Origin of the sequence: Streptomyces sp. NPDC001513, from assembly GCF_042894695.1 — a bacterium.
Classification (GTDB): domain Bacteria; phylum Actinomycetota; class Actinomycetes; order Streptomycetales; family Streptomycetaceae; genus Streptomyces.
The window spans coordinates 312,346-327,266 of the sequence record NZ_JBIAVU010000010.1; the positions used below are offsets into that span (position 1 = coordinate 312,346).

At 73.0% G+C, this 14,921-nt stretch carries 12 protein-coding genes; 1 reads left to right on the plus strand and 11 read right to left on the minus strand.

Annotated features, from left to right (window positions below):
• The 10 genes from ACFYZ4_RS23945 to ACFYZ4_RS23990 all read right to left on the minus strand — a co-directional run bounded on the left by ACFYZ4_RS23945 (window position 1) and on the right by ACFYZ4_RS23990 (window position 12,361).
• Window positions 1-423 carry a hypothetical protein gene (locus ACFYZ4_RS23945; RefSeq protein ID WP_390784779.1) on the minus strand — a complete coding sequence of 141 codons (423 nt, stop codon included), beginning with the start codon at window positions 421-423 and terminating at the stop codon, window positions 1-3.
• 68 nt (window positions 424-491) lie between these two features.
• Window positions 492-1,658 (minus strand): type VII secretion-associated serine protease mycosin, encoded by a 1,167-nt coding sequence (gene mycP, locus ACFYZ4_RS23950; protein ID WP_390784780.1) that lies wholly within the window; start codon window positions 1,656-1,658, stop codon window positions 492-494.
• 21 nt (window positions 1,659-1,679) lie between these two features.
• Entirely contained in the window at window positions 1,680-3,134 is a 1,455-nt protein-coding gene (locus ACFYZ4_RS23955) for a hypothetical protein (RefSeq protein ID WP_390784781.1), read from the minus strand.
• Window positions 3,131-3,652: a hypothetical protein gene (locus tag ACFYZ4_RS23960; RefSeq protein ID WP_390784782.1), complete on the minus strand. Its 522-nt coding sequence runs from the start codon at window positions 3,650-3,652 to the stop codon at window positions 3,131-3,133. The genes ACFYZ4_RS23955 and ACFYZ4_RS23960 overlap by 4 nt, the downstream gene beginning before the upstream one ends.
• Window positions 3,653-3,810: 158 nt before the next feature.
• Window positions 3,811-6,108, minus strand: coding sequence for a xanthine dehydrogenase family protein molybdopterin-binding subunit (locus ACFYZ4_RS23965; RefSeq protein ID WP_390784801.1), 2,298 nt, complete (start codon window positions 6,106-6,108; stop codon window positions 3,811-3,813).
• A gap of 44 nt (window positions 6,109-6,152) precedes the next feature.
• On the minus strand, window positions 6,153-8,357 hold the full coding sequence (locus ACFYZ4_RS23970; RefSeq protein WP_390784783.1) for a 2Fe-2S iron-sulfur cluster-binding protein: 2,205 nt from the start codon (window positions 8,355-8,357) through the stop codon (window positions 6,153-6,155).
• Window positions 8,354-9,271: an FAD binding domain-containing protein gene (locus tag ACFYZ4_RS23975; RefSeq protein ID WP_384344743.1), complete on the minus strand. Its 918-nt coding sequence runs from the start codon at window positions 9,269-9,271 to the stop codon at window positions 8,354-8,356. The genes ACFYZ4_RS23970 and ACFYZ4_RS23975 overlap by 4 nt, the downstream gene beginning before the upstream one ends.
• A gap of 360 nt (window positions 9,272-9,631) precedes the next feature.
• Complete coding sequence (locus ACFYZ4_RS23980; protein WP_390784784.1) at window positions 9,632-11,320, minus strand: beta-N-acetylhexosaminidase; 1,689 nt, start codon at window positions 11,318-11,320, stop codon at window positions 9,632-9,634.
• 166 nt (window positions 11,321-11,486) lie between these two features.
• Window positions 11,487-11,771 (minus strand): DUF3039 domain-containing protein, encoded by a 285-nt coding sequence (locus ACFYZ4_RS23985; RefSeq protein ID WP_215018346.1) that lies wholly within the window; start codon window positions 11,769-11,771, stop codon window positions 11,487-11,489.
• Between the two features lie 29 nt (window positions 11,772-11,800).
• Window positions 11,801-12,361, minus strand: a complete 561-nt coding sequence (locus tag ACFYZ4_RS23990) for a YqgE/AlgH family protein (protein ID WP_351297574.1) — start codon at window positions 12,359-12,361, stop codon at window positions 11,801-11,803.
• A gap of 265 nt (window positions 12,362-12,626) precedes the next feature.
• On the opposite strand from ACFYZ4_RS23990, the gene murA reads away from it, so the two are divergent.
• Window positions 12,627-13,967, plus strand: coding sequence for a UDP-N-acetylglucosamine 1-carboxyvinyltransferase (gene murA / locus ACFYZ4_RS23995; protein ID WP_351297571.1), 1,341 nt, complete (start codon window positions 12,627-12,629; stop codon window positions 13,965-13,967).
• A 349-nt stretch (window positions 13,968-14,316) separates the two neighbouring features.
• Here murA and ACFYZ4_RS24000 read toward each other — a convergent pair whose 3' ends face one another.
• Window positions 14,317-14,598, minus strand: coding sequence for an HU family DNA-binding protein (locus tag ACFYZ4_RS24000; protein ID WP_007264399.1), 282 nt, complete (start codon window positions 14,596-14,598; stop codon window positions 14,317-14,319).
• Window positions 14,599-14,921 lie beyond the last annotated feature (323 nt).

Here is a 14,921-nt window from a genome sequence, read left to right on the forward strand (position 1 = left end):
CTACTTCAGGTACTTGTCGATCGCGGACGCGGTGAAGTCTGCGTGCAGCTGCTGCTCGTCCTTGGCGTGGGAGGCGAGCGAGTAGTTCAGGCCGTTGGAGATGTTGGCGCAGGCCGCCACGAGGGTCTTGACCTGGCTCTCCCAGACGCCGTGGGCCTTGAGCAGCGCCGCCCCGCTCGCGAAGCCCTCCTTGGTGAGGGCCCCGGCGGTCTCGGAGGTGGCGGTGGCGGCGTGCTTGCCGTCCGTCTGGAGGCGGGTGTGCAACTTGTACGCGTCGGAGCCGACGGCACCGATGTGATCCTGATTGAGCTCGAGGTCACCGCCACCGCCGCCGCCTGGATCGGCGGGCACCTGGTTGAGCCGCATGGACACGTTGGCGGTGGCCGTGGCGCGAGCCGCCGACCATTCCTTGTCGAACGACATCGCGCGAACTCCCGAGTCAGAGCCGGTAGGTCAGGGTCAGGTCAGGGAAAGCCGGGGCGGAACAAAGCTCAGCGGTTGCGGCGTACGACGACCACGGTCACGGCGCCACCGATGAGCACGCAGGCTCCCAGGCCGAGCGCGATCCAGGTCAGCGAGCTGCCGCTCTTCTTCTCCTCGGCCTTCGGCGCGGAGGCGTCGGGAGCCTTGGCATCTGCGGGCGCGGAAGCGGAGGGGGACTTGCCCGCGGCCGCCGCAGCCGCCAGGTCGGGCAGCGGGTACACGTCCGCGGGACCGGGGTCGCCGGGATTCTTCAGCGCGACGCTGGGCCGGACCACGCCGTAGCCGACGTAGTCGTTGCGCCCGGAGCCGTCAACGGGCTTGCCGGCGTTGTTCAGCAGTACGCGGAGGACCTGGTTGTTGGTCCAGTCGGGGTGCGCGGACCAGAGCAGCGCGGCTGAGGCGGAGGCGAGGGCGGTCGCGTCACTGGTGCCGTGGTTCTTGCAGACCCCCGTCTTACCCGAGCATGCCGTGAAGATGTCCATGCCAGGTGCGACCAGCTCTACTTGGGGACCGTGCTGTGATTCCTTGGTCGGCTCACCGCTGGCGTCTACCGCGCCTACGCCGACCACCCCAGGGGTCGCACCCGGGTACTCAATCCGGTTCGTCGAATCGCCAGTGTTGCCGACAGCGGCGAAGATCAGCTTTCCCTTCGCAAGGGCATACTTCACCGCCTCGGCCCGCGCCAGATCATCTTCCGGTGTGCCGCCGATCCCCAGGGACATATTGATGATCTTGGCGTCCGAGTCTGCCGCGTACCGAATCGCCGCAACCCAGGTCGGCGTCGCCATTTCAGTGTCCGCAACGAGGATGGGGAGAATCTTGGCGCCGGGGGCAAGGCCGTAGCCGCCGTCGCCGCTCGGGTGCTTCCCCGTTCCGGCGATCAAAGCGGCCATGGTTGTGCCATGGCCGCCCTGGTCAGTGGGTCCGTCGCCGCCGTCCGGAGTGAATCGCTTGCCAGGGACGAGCTGGCCTTCCAGTTCGGGAATCTCCCTGACCCCATCGTCGATTACCGCGACGGTGACGCCCTTCCCTGTACTGGTCTTCCAGATCTCGTCCGCCTTCATGGCGTCGAGATGCCATTGCTGCGATCGAACAGTGGCCGCGTAGGCCGGGGTCGCGGCGACCCCGGCCAGCAGCAGACCCACCAGGGCCGAGGTCGCCTTACGCATGCGCATCCCGTGCAACGTCCGTTCCGCTCAGTCGACCACAGGCGGGACAACACGACGGTTGGCCTGCCAGGTCTCTTCGTCCTCGGCCAGATAGTCGGGACGCTCGCCCTTCTGGTCGTCCCGCCGCTTACCCGGGGTCTGCGCACGAGCACCCGCGTGCCCCATGGCACCCGTGCCCGCGCCACCCGCGCCATTACGCACGAGACCCGAACCGCCCTGGGTGAACGGCTGGCCGCTCGCGATCGGGCGAGCGCCCGTACCGGGCTTCCCTCCGACGATGCCTCCCGGCTCCGAGGCAAGTCGACGACCTGCCGCAAAACCGTTCTGTCCGCCTCCGTGGCCGCCGCCGGGACCCATCCCGCCGCCCATGCCACGGCCGGCGTGACTGCCTTCGCCGATGACGTTGCCACGCGGGATGCCCGAGCTGGGGCCGGTGGACGTCACAGGCCGCCCGCCCGTGATGCCGCTGTCACGCGGGGGCATTCCAACAGCCTTGCCCCCAGGGGGAGGAGTGCCGGGACCGCCCAGTGTCGGGTACGGGCCGATTCCCGGGCCGGTGAGGCTGGGCAGCTTCGTACCGCCGACCGGCGGGAATCCCATGGGCGGGAGTACAGGACCGGGGGTGGGGCTGACGGGACCTGTCGGCAGCGGGCCGGGCGTGGTCGTCACCGGAGGCACCGTCCGGTCCGGAAGCGTTGCGACGTTGTCGAGGTCGACGTCCACCTCGTGGTCCGGAGTCAACGGCACGGGCACCGACGGAACCGTGCTGTCCGGCTGCTGCGGACGGCTGGTGACCGATCCGGGATCGTCCGATGACGTGCTGTGCGACGAGCCCGTCGTCGTGGACGAGGAGCCCGTCGAGCCGACTCCTCCGCCTGTTCCTCCACTAGACCGCGCCACGTCGTATTCGCCATCGCGAGCCGGCGGCACAAAGACATCCGGCGGCGGCGGGAACGTCGGGATCTTCTCGTTGTCCATGCTCTGGGCCGTCTTCTCGTACGACCCGGCCAGCTTGGTCATCGCGTCTACGGCCCGCGCGTGGTCCCCGTTCAGCTTCGACCAGGCCTCTTGGCCCAGCTTCACCGCGTCCGGGTCGTTGTGGTACTCGCGGGACGTCGCGAGGTTCTCCTTGAGGGTCGCCTCCGCGGACGCGCTGTACTTGGGCATGTTGCCCGCGCCGTAGTCGGTCGGCTTGACCTCGCGCATGATCTGGACAGACTCCGCCATGTACGTGCCGCCGGCGGCGCTGTAGTCGGCCAGCACCAGTGTGGCGCTGCCCGTCTGGTTCACCCAGTTCTGGAATTTGACGGCCGCCTCACCCTCCCAGCCCTTGACCTGGTGCTTCTTGAGTAGATCCCCGATTTCCCTGATCGTCGCGGCGGCAGTGGTGAGCTGCGTTGCGCAGACAAGAGCCTTGTCCGGGTCCATCGCCGCGACCATGGCGTACAGCTGTGCGTGCGTGTAGCCCTCAAACTCGCTCATCCGAGAACAACGCCCTTCTTCGTCGGCGCGGCCTGTCCGCCTTCGGCCATCTTGTCCGCGTACGGGTCGCGCTTCACGACGTACTGGTCATGGGCCTGCTTGGCAAGGAGCGCCATGCGCCGCTTCGTCTCCTCGTCGACGTCGGCGTAGCCCTTGCCCGCGGTCTGGACGGCGATGCCGAGAGCCTCGATCTGCACCGCCAGCCCCTTCGACAGGTTCTTCAGCTCCGTGTGGACCGTGGTGTACGCCTTGTAGAGCTTGTCGGCCTGAGCGAAGTCTTTCCCCAGGGCTCCCACCGGCAGGGTGCCGTCCTCCAGCTTCCCGTGATGGGCCGGGGACTCCTTCAGCGTCTTCAGAAGGTCGTCCACCAGCTTCTGGTAGTCCTTCAACTCGTCGTACTGAACCTGCAACGCCGCAGCCGTCGCTGCGTACGCCACTCCCGCGAACACGCCGAGCGGACCCGCCATCCCCAGCGAAAGGCCCGCTTGGACCGCAGCTACCCCGTTGTCGTCTGCCACGTTGGCCTCCCCGTCTCCCCGTGGGCGCGGCGCCAGCGCCGCTCCCCGTCCCCGTTCGCACCCGTGTGCACGCGCACGTGCATACGTGTACCGATCACTCTAGCGACAGGCAACGACAGCCCCAAGTCCGGGTTGCACGTGCAATGTGGGTCACACGGTCACGAGTTGGGCGCGGCCACCGCCGCCGATGGCCTGATCGGGAGCCTGTTGACCGGACGGCCCGTGGCCGCCCGTACCGCCGAGGCGATCGCCGCCGGGGTCGTGACCACCGGGATCGCGCTCGCCGCCTTCGCGCCGAACGGGGCCACCACGTCGCGTTCCTCGACCAGTTTGACAATGCGCACGGCCGGGGCGTCCAGCGACGTCGGCAGTGCGTAGCCCGTCAGGTCGGGGTGGCGGACGAGGCCGGCGACCGTGCGGAGGTTCTCCGTCAGGGCCGCGCCGACGCCCTGCGTGACGCCCGCTTCGATACGGGCTTCCAGCTGGCGGGGGTTGAGGATGCGGCCGACGTCCTGGGCGACCGCGAGCTCCACGACACGTACCGAGCCGAGTTCGATGTCCACGTCCACCACCGCGCGGATCGCGCAGAAGGCGAGGCCCACGAACGCGTCGCCCTGCCCGTCCGCGTCCAGGGGTTCCGTCGGGTGGGGGCGGCACTGGGCCGTCGCCCAGAGTTCCTTGCCCTCCATCGCCTCCGTGACGCTCATCGAGAAGGCGCCGTCGTACGACGTGATCCGGCCGTCCGCGATCTGCAGGAGCTCCGTCGACATGCCCAGCTTGTGGGCCATGGGCTGCAGGAGTTGGGTGCGGACCATCTTGGCCGCGCGCTCCACCGCGCCGCCCGACACCCACGTGTGGCGGCCGTGCGCCGACGGGCCGGCCGGCGGCTGGTCGGTGTCCACCGGGGCGACCGCCACCTCGTCGACGCCCAGCACCTCCTGGACGATCTGGCGGGCCAGCGTGCCGAAACCCTGGCCGGTGTCGACCGCCGCGCAGATGACCGTGGCCACGCCGTTGACGACCTTGACGGTGGCCGTCGAGACCTCGTCCGTGCCCTCCGCGCCGAGCATGTGCACCATGCCGACGCCGTAGCCGACGCCGCGGCGCACCGCGCCCGGCTCGCCCGCACCCTCGGGGCCGCCCGGCAGCAGCCACTCGTCCTCCGGGGTGTCCTTCGGGAGGCCGGGCAGTTCGAAGTCGCGCACCGCGCGCAGCAGTTCCGCCACCGGGGCCGGGCAGGTCACCGTCTGGCCGGTGGGGAGGAGGTCTCCCGTCGCCAGGACGTTGCGCATGCGCAGTTCCGCGCCGTCCATGCCGAGCGCGGCCGCGAGCTTGTCCATCTGGCCCTCGTACGCGGCGCACACCTGCATGGCGCCCTCGCCGCGGACGTGGCCCGACGGCGGGTTGTTGGTGCGGACCGCCCAGCCCTCCACGAAGGCGTGCGGGACCACGTACGGGCCGCAGGCGAAGGCCACCGCCGCCGCCAGGGACTCGGAGGAGGCGTCGGCGTACGCGCCGGCGTCCATCAGGATCTGCGCCTCGACCTTGACCAGGCGGCCCTCCGCGTCCGCGTGGTGGCGGTAGCGCAGCAGGGTCGGGTGCCGGTGGGTGTGGCCGAGGAAGGACTCCTCGCGGGTGGCGGCCAGTTTGACCGGGCAGCCGGTGCGCAGGGCGAGCAGGCCGAGCGGGAGCTGGAAGGCGGCGTCCTCGCGGTCCGCCGTGGCGCCCGGCACGCCGGTGACGACGACGCGTACGCGGTCCGGTTCCAGTCCGAAGCAGGCGGCGGCCAGCTCGCGGTCGCTGTGCGGGTCGGTGGAGGCGGTGTACAGCTCCACGCCGCCGTCGGGCCGCGGCACGGCCAGTCCGGCCTCGGCGCCGATCGGGGCGGGGTCCTGGCGGCCGATCCGGTACAGGCCCTCGACGACCACGTCGCCGGTCACCTCCGGGTCGCCGTAGCGCAGCGGGATGTGCCGGATCAGGTTGCCGTCGGGGTGCAGGGCGGGCGCGCCGAACGACTGCTCGGGGTCGGTCACCGGGTCGAGGAGTTCGTACTCGACGGCGATCGCGGCCGCGGCGAGCCGCGCGGTGTCGGGGTGGTCGGCGGCGACGGCGGCGATGGGCTCGCCGTGGTGGCGTACGACGTCGTGCGCGAACACCGGCCGGTCGGCGATGCGCCGGCCGTGCGTGGTGGCGCCGGGGACGTCGGCGTGGGTGACGACGGCGCGCACGCCGGGCATCTCGGCGGCGGCCGTGGTGTCGATGGACAGGATCCGGGCGTGGGCGTGCGGGGAGCGCAGCACGGCGGCCCACAGGAGGCCCTCGGCCCACAGGTCGGCGGCGTAGGGGAAGGTGCCCTCGGTCTTGGCGCGGGCGTCGGTGGCGGGCACGGACGCGCCGATGCCGCGCGGCACCTGCTGCTCCGAGGCCTCCGCCGACGGGGCGGCCAGGGCCGTCACCGTGGTGTTCACCGTTGTCGTCGCGGTCGCCGCGTCCTGCCCGCTCACGCCGTGCCTCCGTGGTGGATGCCGCCCTCGCCGGGCGCTGCCTGGTGCGGGATGCGCGCTTCCGGCCCCTGGCCCGAAGCCTGGCCGTGGCCCTGCCCGTGGCCGTGGCCCTGGCCGTGGTCCGGAGCGTGGCCCTGGGCCGTGGGCTCGGCGGCGGCCGCCTCGCGCTCGGCCACGACCTCGCGCACGGCGTCGACGACGCCCGCGTAGCCGGAGCAGCGGCAGAGGTTGCCGCACAACGCCTGACGGGTCTCCAGCTCGCTGGGGGCGTGGTTGCCCTCCAGCAGGTCGTGGATGGTCATGGCCATGCCGGGTACGCAGAACCCGCACTGCACCGCACCCGACCTGCACAACGCCTGCTGCACGTCCGAGAGTTCCCCGTTCGTCGCGAGCCCCTCGACGGTGCGCACCTCGCTGCCGGCGGCCGTCGCGGCCGGAACCAGGCACGAGGCGACCAGCCGGCCGTCGACCTGCACGGCGCAGGCGCCGCACTCGCCCTGCGAGCAGCCGTCCTTGGCACCGGCGAGGCCGAGGCGCTCGCGCAGCACGTAGAGCAGGGACTCGCCGATCCAGGCGCCGGTGACGGGCCGGTCGGCGCCGTTGACGCGCAGTACGTACGAGGCCTGCGGGTGTTCGTGATGGGCGGCGGCCTCGTCGGCCGTTCCTTCTTCGTACGTCGGCACCTCGGCCGGGATCCCCCGGCCGGTCTCCGCGTCCGGGAGTGTCACGGCGCTGTCGGCGGTGTCCGCACCCGGCGTGTGGTCGGCCGGGGTCTCCGCCGCGGCCGGCTCCTCCCGGGATCCGGCGTCGGCAGCCGCGGGGCCGGGCTCCGGCCGGGCCGGCTCCGCCCCGGGCACGACGTCGTGCGCGACGGTCTCGGCCCCAGCCTCTGCCTCCGGCACCGGCGCCGGCTCGGGCGCCGCATGGCCGAAGGCCGCGAAGCCCTGCCCGTCGGTGCCCCCGGGCTGCGCCGGCTCGACGGGCTGCCCGGGCTCGGCGCCGGCCGGCGCCTCGGCCCGTACTCCGCCGAAGAGGTCCAGGCCGCCGGAAGCCACCGGCTGCGCGGCCGCGGGCTCGGTGGCCGCGGCCGGCTCCGGTGCTTCGCCGAAGGCGGTGAAACCGCGCCCGTCGGTGCCCGCGTGCGGGGCCGGCCCGACGTGCCCGGCGTAAGCGCCGTGCCCGGTGTGCCCCGCGTACCCGAGGTGTTCCGCGTGTTCGCCGTGCCCGGCCTGGCCCGCGTACCCGGCCGGCTCCGCGCGGTCCGCGTGCTCGCCGGTCCGGGCGCCCTCGGCCTGCTCCGCCGCCGGGCCGTGGGCGGCGTCGATGTCGTGCGGGGCCGGGTGCGCCGGCTCGCCCTCCGGGAGCGGGGTGCCCACGCCCGGGCCGCCCAGCACGCGCGGGCCGCGCCCGGCGGCGCCCACTCCGGGCCCGCCGAGCAGCCGCCCGGCGGCGTGCGCCGTCGCGGCGGCGGCCGAAGCCGCGGCGGCCTCGTCCGTGCCCGGCAGGACGCCCGCGCCCAGGGTCCCGCCCAGGTGTCCGTCCGGGTCCCCGGCCGGCTGCTGCGTCAGGTACGCCCACGGCGCCGGAGCGCCGCCCGGCAGCGTCGCCGGGGCCTGGCTCCAGTCGGCGTCCAGCCCGCCCTGGCGGAAGTCACCCTGCTGTCCGGGGAATTCGGAGAACTCGGGAACGGCCCACTGGCCGGTCGCCGAAGCCGCGGTCTCGGGCTCCTGCGCCGCCTCCGGGAACCGCCACTCCGCCGTCGCGCCCGAATCCGTCTGCTGCTCCGGCTCCGTCTCGGCGAACGCCGCGGCGACCGACGCCGGAATCGGGATCGACGCGGGGATCGGCCCGCCCACCGACCCGGACCCGGACCCTGCGCCCGACCCGGCCGCGGGCGCCGGCCCGGCCGGAGCCGAACCTCCCGCCTCCGGCCACTGCACCGGGATCGTCCAGGTACCCGTGGCCGCCGGATCGGTGGTGGCCGTGCCGAGCGGCACGATCATCGGCGGCGGCACGTAGCCGTGCCCGGGCGCCGCGAGGGGCTCCCCGGTGCCGAGCGCGTCCAGCATGTCCTGCGGCAGTTTCACGAAGGCCGTGGCGTCCGAGTCGTACTCGCCGCCCTGCGGGACCGGTTCCCAGCCCCAGCTCGCCGTGCCGTTCCCCTGGGTCACGTTCGCGTTCTCGTTCTCGTTCTCGCTCATGAGGTCAGTGCCCTCCCCAGGGCCCTGCGTGCCAGGACGGCCACCGTCCGCCGCAGATGCAGTACACCGGGAGCCACCGGCTCCCCCTGGTCGGGCACGCAGGCGGCCGCGACGTACTCGCCGAAGGCCTCCAGGGCCTCGGGGGCCAGGCTCCGCTCGCCGTCCCAGTCGATCAGCGAGGCCACCCACTGCTCGGCCTCCAGCGGCCGCAGCGGCATCGGGGCCACCGCACCGATCGCACAGCGCACACCACGGCGCGCGGGATCCAGTACGAGACCCACGGACGCCACCGCACGCCCCGGCCCGGTACGCCCCGTGGCCTTCAGGAACACCTGCGGCGCGTGCAGCAGCGGCACCCGGACGAAACCGATCAGCTCGCCCGGCCGCAGCATCTCGCGGCCGGCCAGCAGGTGCGACACCGGGATCTCCCGCTGCCCGCCCGGGCCGACGATGACGAGGACGGCTTCCAGCGCGGCCAGCACGGGCAGTGCGTCACCCGTGGGCGCGGCGGTGGCGATGTTCCCGCCGAGGGTGCCCGCGTTGCGGATCTGCGGGGGGCCGGCGGCGCGTGCGGCCGCGGCCAGCGCCGGGATCAGAGCGGCGAAATCCGGCCGTCCCATTCGCGCGTGCGTGAGGCCCGCGCCGAGCAGCGCGTGGCCGTCCTGGTACTGCCAGCCGCGGATCTCGTTGATCCGTCCCAGGCCCACCAGAGCGGCGGGCCGCAGCAGCCCGGCGTTGACGGCGGCCATGAGGTCGGTGCCACCCGCGACGGGCACGGCCGCGGGCATGGCGGTGAGCGCCGCCACGGCCTCGTCGAGCGAGGCCGGCAGTGTCACGGACTGCGCCACCTGGGGCCCCTGGGGGCCCTGAGGTGAATCCGGTGCGTGCAGTGCGTGCGGTGCGTGCGTGGTCAACCCAGCTGCCCCTTCCCGATGTCCCGGTCCCGGCGCTCACGCCTGTCCGCCGTACGGTACGTGCTCACCGCCGGGACGTGGCAACTCTGGCACATCTTCCGGGCCGCTCGGCGCGAGGGTCCACCCCGTGCCCCCGCCCCCGTGCGACCCCCCGTGCGCCCCCGCGCCCGGCTCCCGCACGCCCTGCGCCCCGCGGCGGCCCGGCCCGGGCCCGGCCGGTGCCCGACGCCCCGTACGCCCGCCGTGCCGCCTTCGCCGGACCTCCTACCCGAACGTCCGATTTTCCCCGTATAGCGGGAAATCCAGCGAGAGTTCCGGACCCGTTCCCTTTCCGTTCAGGTCCGCCGCTCCGCGCCCGTGTCACACGTTCGGGGGCGCGCCCTCGATCGGACGTCCCGGTACCCCGGGCCGCCGCTGCCACGGCAGCGGCCCGCCCGGTGGCCGGTAACCGACCCCGAGGACGTCCAGCCGCGCGTAGTGGCCCGCCATCCGCGCCTCGAAGTCCGGGTAGTCCCGCTCCTCCGGCTCCGGCAGCCGCGACCACACCGCCTCCGCGAAGGCGGCCAGCCGCGGGAACGCCTGGTAGTCGACGCGGTCCTGGTTCTCCGTCACCTCGGTCCACACATTGGCCTGCGCGCCCAGCACGTGCGCGGCCGCCTCCGGCGACAGCTTCGGCGGCACCGGCTCGAAGCGGTACACGTCCTCCAGCGAGCGCACGTACCCGATGGGCATCGGCTCGTCCCCGCCGCCCGCCTGACGGTGGTCCAGGTACACCTGCTGCTCGGGACACATGACCACGTCGTGGCCGGCCTCGGCGGCGGCGATGCCGCCCGCGTAGCCGCGCCACGAGGAGACGGCCGCCCCCGGCGCGAGCCCGCCCTCCAGGATCTCGTCCCATCCGATCAGCCGCCGCCCGCGCTCCGCGAGCCAGCCGTCGAAGTGCCGGACGAACCAGGACTGCAGGCCGTCCTCCCCGTCCACCCCCAGCGCGCGGATCCGCTCCTGCGCGGCGCCGGAGGCCTTCCACTGCGCCTTCGGGCACTCGTCGCCGCCCACGTGCACGAAGGGCGAGACCTCCGCCGGGAACAGCTCCAACAGCTCCTCGAAGACCCCCTCGTAGAACCGCAGCACGGCCTCGGTCGGCGCGAGCACGTTCTCGCTGATCCCCCAGTCGTCCCACACGCGCAGCGCCGCCGTGTCGACGACGTCGGTGTTGCCCAGCTCCGGGTACGCGGCGATCGCAGCCTGCGAATGCCCCGGCACGTCGATCTCCGGGACCACCCGCACGTGCCGCTCGGCGGCGTACGCGACGATCTCGCGGATGTCGTCCTGCGTGTAGAAGCCGCCGTGCGGGGTCTCGTTCCACAGCGGCGAGGCCCGGTGCCCCCACCGGCTGCGCGCCCGCCATCCGCCGACCTCGGTGAGGCGCGGGTACCGCTTGATCTCGACCCGCCAGCCCTGGTCGTCCGTCAGGTGCAGGTGCAGCACGTTGAGCTTGTGGGCGGCGAGCAGGTCGACGTACCGCAGCACCCCGTCCTTGGGCGTGAAGTGGCGGGCCACGTCGAGCATCATCCCGCGCCACCCGAACCGCGGGCCGTCCACGACCGTGCCGTACGGCAGGCTCCACGCCCGCCCCGGCCCGATCGGCGGCGCCTTCCGGTAGGCGTCGGGCCCGAGGAGCTGACGCAGCGTCTGGGCGGCCCAGAACAGCCCGGCGGCCGTCGCGCCCGTCAGCTCGGCGCCGTCCGGGCCGATGTCGATGCGGTACGCCTCCGGCCCGGCGCCCCCCGCGCCGTCGGGGTCGACGCGCAGCCGCAGCTCGGCGCCGCGGCCGGCCCCGGCGGCGGGCAGCTCCCAGCCGGTGGCCGCCCCGAGCTCGCGCCGCAGCCACCGCGCGACCGTCCCGGCCCCCGGTCCGGCGTCGAGGAGCGGCTCGGGCCCGAAGGCGAAGCGGCGCCCGTCCGGGTGGAGGTCGGCGACCCGGGGTGCGGGGATGAGGTCCGTGCGGGGCAGGTCCGTGCGGAGCGGGTCCGTGGGGAGCGGGTCCATGCGTCGGCCCTTCGCGTCAGCGTGTTGCGCCCTGCGCAACGCACGTTCCGCAGAGTGCTCGTGGCGCCGACCCTAACGCGCGCCGCGGGCACGGCAAAGGCCCCCGGACGCACGGTGGTGCGCCGGAGGCCTCGGTCCCGCGAAAGAGGGAGGAAGAGGGGTCGGACTAGTTGTCCTTGCCGCCCTTGTCCTTGTCCCCGCCGGGGCCCATGGACTCGTAGATCTCCTTGCACATGGGGCAGACCGGGTACTTCTTCGGGTCCCGGCCCGGTACCCAGACCTTGCCGCAGAGCGCGACGACGGGGGTGCCGTCGAGCGCGCTCGCCATGATCTTGTCCTTCTGGACGTAGTGGGCGAAGCGCTCGTGGTCGCCGTCACCGTGCGACACCTGCGGCGTCGGCTCTACGAGGGTCCCCGTGCCAGTCCCGCGCTCGGGCTCAAGAGTGCTCATGCCACCCAGGGTACTTAACCCCGCGCCCGTCAGTTGAGCGACGGGTCGTCCGGATAGGTGGCGACCATCGCGAGTTCGCTGCGCTGGCGGCGCAGCACCGCCCGCCACAGTTGTTCGGGGTCGGGGAAGGACACGTCACCGGGCTCCGACTCCACCACGTACCAGGCGCCGTCGCCGAGCTCCTCCTCCAGCTGGCCCGGGCCCCAGCCCGAGTAGCCGGCGAAGATCCGCAGGCCGCCGAGGGCCGCGGCCAGCAGCTCCGGCGGCGCCTCCAGGTCGACGAGCCCGATCGCCCCGTGCACCCGGCGCCAGCCGAGCGGCCCCTCCTCGCCCGGGATGACCGCCAGCCCGAGGGCCGAGTCCAGCGCCACGGGCCCGCCCTGGAACACCACGCCGGGGGCGCCGGCCAGGGGCGCCCAGGCGAGCAGGACGTCGCCGACGCCGACGGGCGTGGGCCGGTTCAGGACAACGCCGAGCGAGCCCTGCTCGTCGTGGTCGAGCAGCAGCACCACCGCGCGGTCGAAATTCGGGTCCGCGAGGGCGGGGGTGGCCACGAGCAGCCGCCCTGTGAGGGAGGACACCTCGGTCATGCCGCCATGATCCCGCACATTCGCGCTTTGCGGAGCCCCGGCGGAGAGATCGGATCGTACGCAGCTCAGGGCGCACCGCAGCAGTGAGGAGCGCGCACGGACGGAGTAGCCGGAACGCAACGCTCCGCCATGTGGTGGATACGCAGGGTGTTGTACCGAATTCATGACAGTCCTACGGCCACGTCGGCCTTACGAACAAGGGGGTGGTGGCCCTTACCCTTTTCCCTGGCCCCCCTGCCCACCCCCTCTTCGGAACGCGAGATTCATGACCGTCACCGACGATGTCCTGCTTGTCCACGGCGGCACCCCGCTTGAGGGCGAGATCCGTGTCCGCGGCGCGAAGAACCTCGTGCCCAAGGCCATGGTGGCCGCTCTGCTCGGCAGCGAACCCAGCCGGCTGCGCAACGTTCCCGACATCCGTGACGTGCGTGTCGTACGCGGGCTGCTCCAGCTGCACGGGGTGACGGTCCGCCCCGGCGAGGAGCCGGGCGAGCTGGTGCTCGACCCCACCCACGTCGAGAGCGCCAACGTCGCCGACATCGATGCCCACGCGGGTTCGTCGCGCATCCCGATCCTGTTCTGCGGCCCCCTGCTGCACCGTCTCGGCCACGCCTTCATCCCGGGTCTCGGCGGCTGCGACATCGGCGGCCGGCCGATCGACTTCCACTTCGACGTGCTCCGCCAGTTCGGCGCGACCATCGAGAAGCGCGAGGGCGGCCAGTACCTGGAAGCCCCGCAGCGCCTGCGCGGCTGCAAGATCCGCCTCCCCTACCCGTCCGTCGGCTCGACCGAGCAGGTGCTGCTGACGGCCGTCCTGGCCGAGGGCGTCACCGAGCTCAGCAACGCCGCGGTCGAGCCGGAGATCGAGGACCTCATCTGCGTCCTGCAGAAGATGGGCGCGATCATCTCCGTCGACACGGACCGGACCATCCGCATCACGGGTGTCGACCGGCTCGGCGGCTACAACCACAAGGCCCTGCCGGACCGTCTGGAGGCCGCGTCCTGGGCTTCCGCGGCCCTGGCCACCGGCGGCAACATCTACGTGCGCGGCGCCCAGCAGCGTTCGATGATGACCTTCCTGAACACCTTCCGCCGGGTCGGCGGGGCGTTCGAGATCGACGACGACGGCATCCGCTTCTGGCACCCGGGCGGCCCGCTCAAGGCCATCGCGCTGGAGACCGACGTCCACCCCGGCTTCCAGACCGACTGGCAGCAGCCGCTCGTCGTGGCCCTCACCCAGGCCTCCGGCCTGTCGATCGTCCACGAGACGGTCTACGAGTCCCGCCTCGGATTCACCTCGGCGCTCAACCAGATGGGTGCTCACATCCAGCTGTACCGCGAGTGCCTGGGCGGCTCGGCCTGCCGCTTCGGCCAGCGCAACTTCCTGCACTCGGCGGTCGTCTCCGGCCCGACCAAGCTGCAGGGCGCCGACCTGGTCATCCCCGACCTGCGCGGCGGGTTCTCGTACCTCATCGCGGCGCTGGCCGCCGAGGGCACCTCGCGCGTGCACGGCATCGACCTGATCAACCGCGGCTACGAGAACTTCATGGAGAAGCTCGTGGAGCTCGGCGCGAAGGTCGAGCTGCCCGGCGGCGACCTCGTCTGAGCCGTAGCCGTAGCCGTACTCGCGTACGCGAAAGCCCCCCTGGCCCCGTTCGAGGGCCCGGGGGGCTTTTTCACGGCCTTCTGCGGGTGAGTGGGCATGCCACGGGCATACCGGGGCCCCGCCAAGGGCCCTGACGGGCCCTCACAGGGCCTGCCGGGCCGCTCCGGACCACCAGGGCCGGAGCGGCCCGGCGCGGCTCCCCGGGGGCCCCGCGTCCCGTCCGCCCACGTCCGTCCGGCCCCGGACAAGCCGAAGGGCGGCCACCCCGCCCGGGGGTGACCGCCCATCGTCGTTCTGCGTACCACTGCCGTTCCAAAAGCCTGTGCGGCCCTCGGCGCCGGGGCAGGACTTACTTGCCCTTGGCGGCTTCCTTGAGCTTGGAGCCCGCGGAGACCTTCACGCTGTAGCCGGCCGGGATCTGGATGGGGTCGCCGGTCTGCGGGTTGCGCGCGGTGCGAGCGGCACGGTGGGTGCGCTCGAAGGTCAGGAAGCCGGGGATGGTGACCTTCTCGTCGCCCTTGGCGACAATCTCGCCAACGGTCTCGGCGAGCGCGGCCAGAACGGCGTCGGCGTCCTTGCGGGTCACCTCGGCGCGCTCGGACAGAGCGGCCACCAGCTCACTGCGGTTCATGTTGTACTCCCGTGTTCAACTTGCCTTAGAGGCGTGAGATCGAAGCCGATGCTGCCAGGGCCCTAGGACAGTCCCCGGACCCGGGTCTGAACGTCAGACCCTCTCGCCCGGTTACGCATCCTGCCCCCACCAGCGGCGGGAAAGCCAATCCGGCACCCGTCGGGGTCACACGAAAAGCGCCACAGTCACGCCGCGGTGACGCTCCGTCCATGCCTTCGCTCGCACGCCGCTGCGGACCGCGGACCCCGCGGGCATCCCCGCAACCCTAGAGGCGCCCCGCCGGGCCCGCATCTCGCGACGCGCCGGGAGCGGCCCGCCGTGAG

What these genes read in the sequence shown, in the direction of transcription:
- ACFYZ4_RS23945 (WP_390784779.1), bottom strand. Translation starts at nt 423, where the DNA reads ATGTCGTTCGACAAGGAATGGTCGGCGGCTCGCGCCACGGCCACCGCC.
- mycP (WP_390784780.1), bottom strand. Translation starts at nt 1,658, where the DNA reads ATGCGCATGCGTAAGGCGACCTCGGCCCTGGTGGGTCTGCTGCTGGCC.
- ACFYZ4_RS23955 (WP_390784781.1), bottom strand. Translation starts at nt 3,134, where the DNA reads ATGAGCGAGTTTGAGGGCTACACGCACGCACAGCTGTACGCCATGGTC.
- ACFYZ4_RS23970 (WP_390784783.1), bottom strand. Translation starts at nt 8,357, where the DNA reads ATGAGCGAGAACGAGAACGAGAACGCGAACGTGACCCAGGGGAACGGC.
- ACFYZ4_RS23980 (WP_390784784.1), bottom strand. Translation starts at nt 11,320, where the DNA reads ATGGACCCGCTCCCCACGGACCCGCTCCGCACGGACCTGCCCCGCACG.
- ACFYZ4_RS23985 (WP_215018346.1), bottom strand. Translation starts at nt 11,771, where the DNA reads ATGAGCACTCTTGAGCCCGAGCGCGGGACTGGCACGGGGACCCTCGTA.
- ACFYZ4_RS23990 (WP_351297574.1), bottom strand. Translation starts at nt 12,361, where the DNA reads ATGACCGAGGTGTCCTCCCTCACAGGGCGGCTGCTCGTGGCCACCCCC.
- murA (WP_351297571.1), top strand. Translation starts at nt 12,627, where the DNA reads ATGACCGTCACCGACGATGTCCTGCTTGTCCACGGCGGCACCCCGCTT.
- ACFYZ4_RS24000 (WP_007264399.1), bottom strand. Translation starts at nt 14,598, where the DNA reads ATGAACCGCAGTGAGCTGGTGGCCGCTCTGTCCGAGCGCGCCGAGGTG.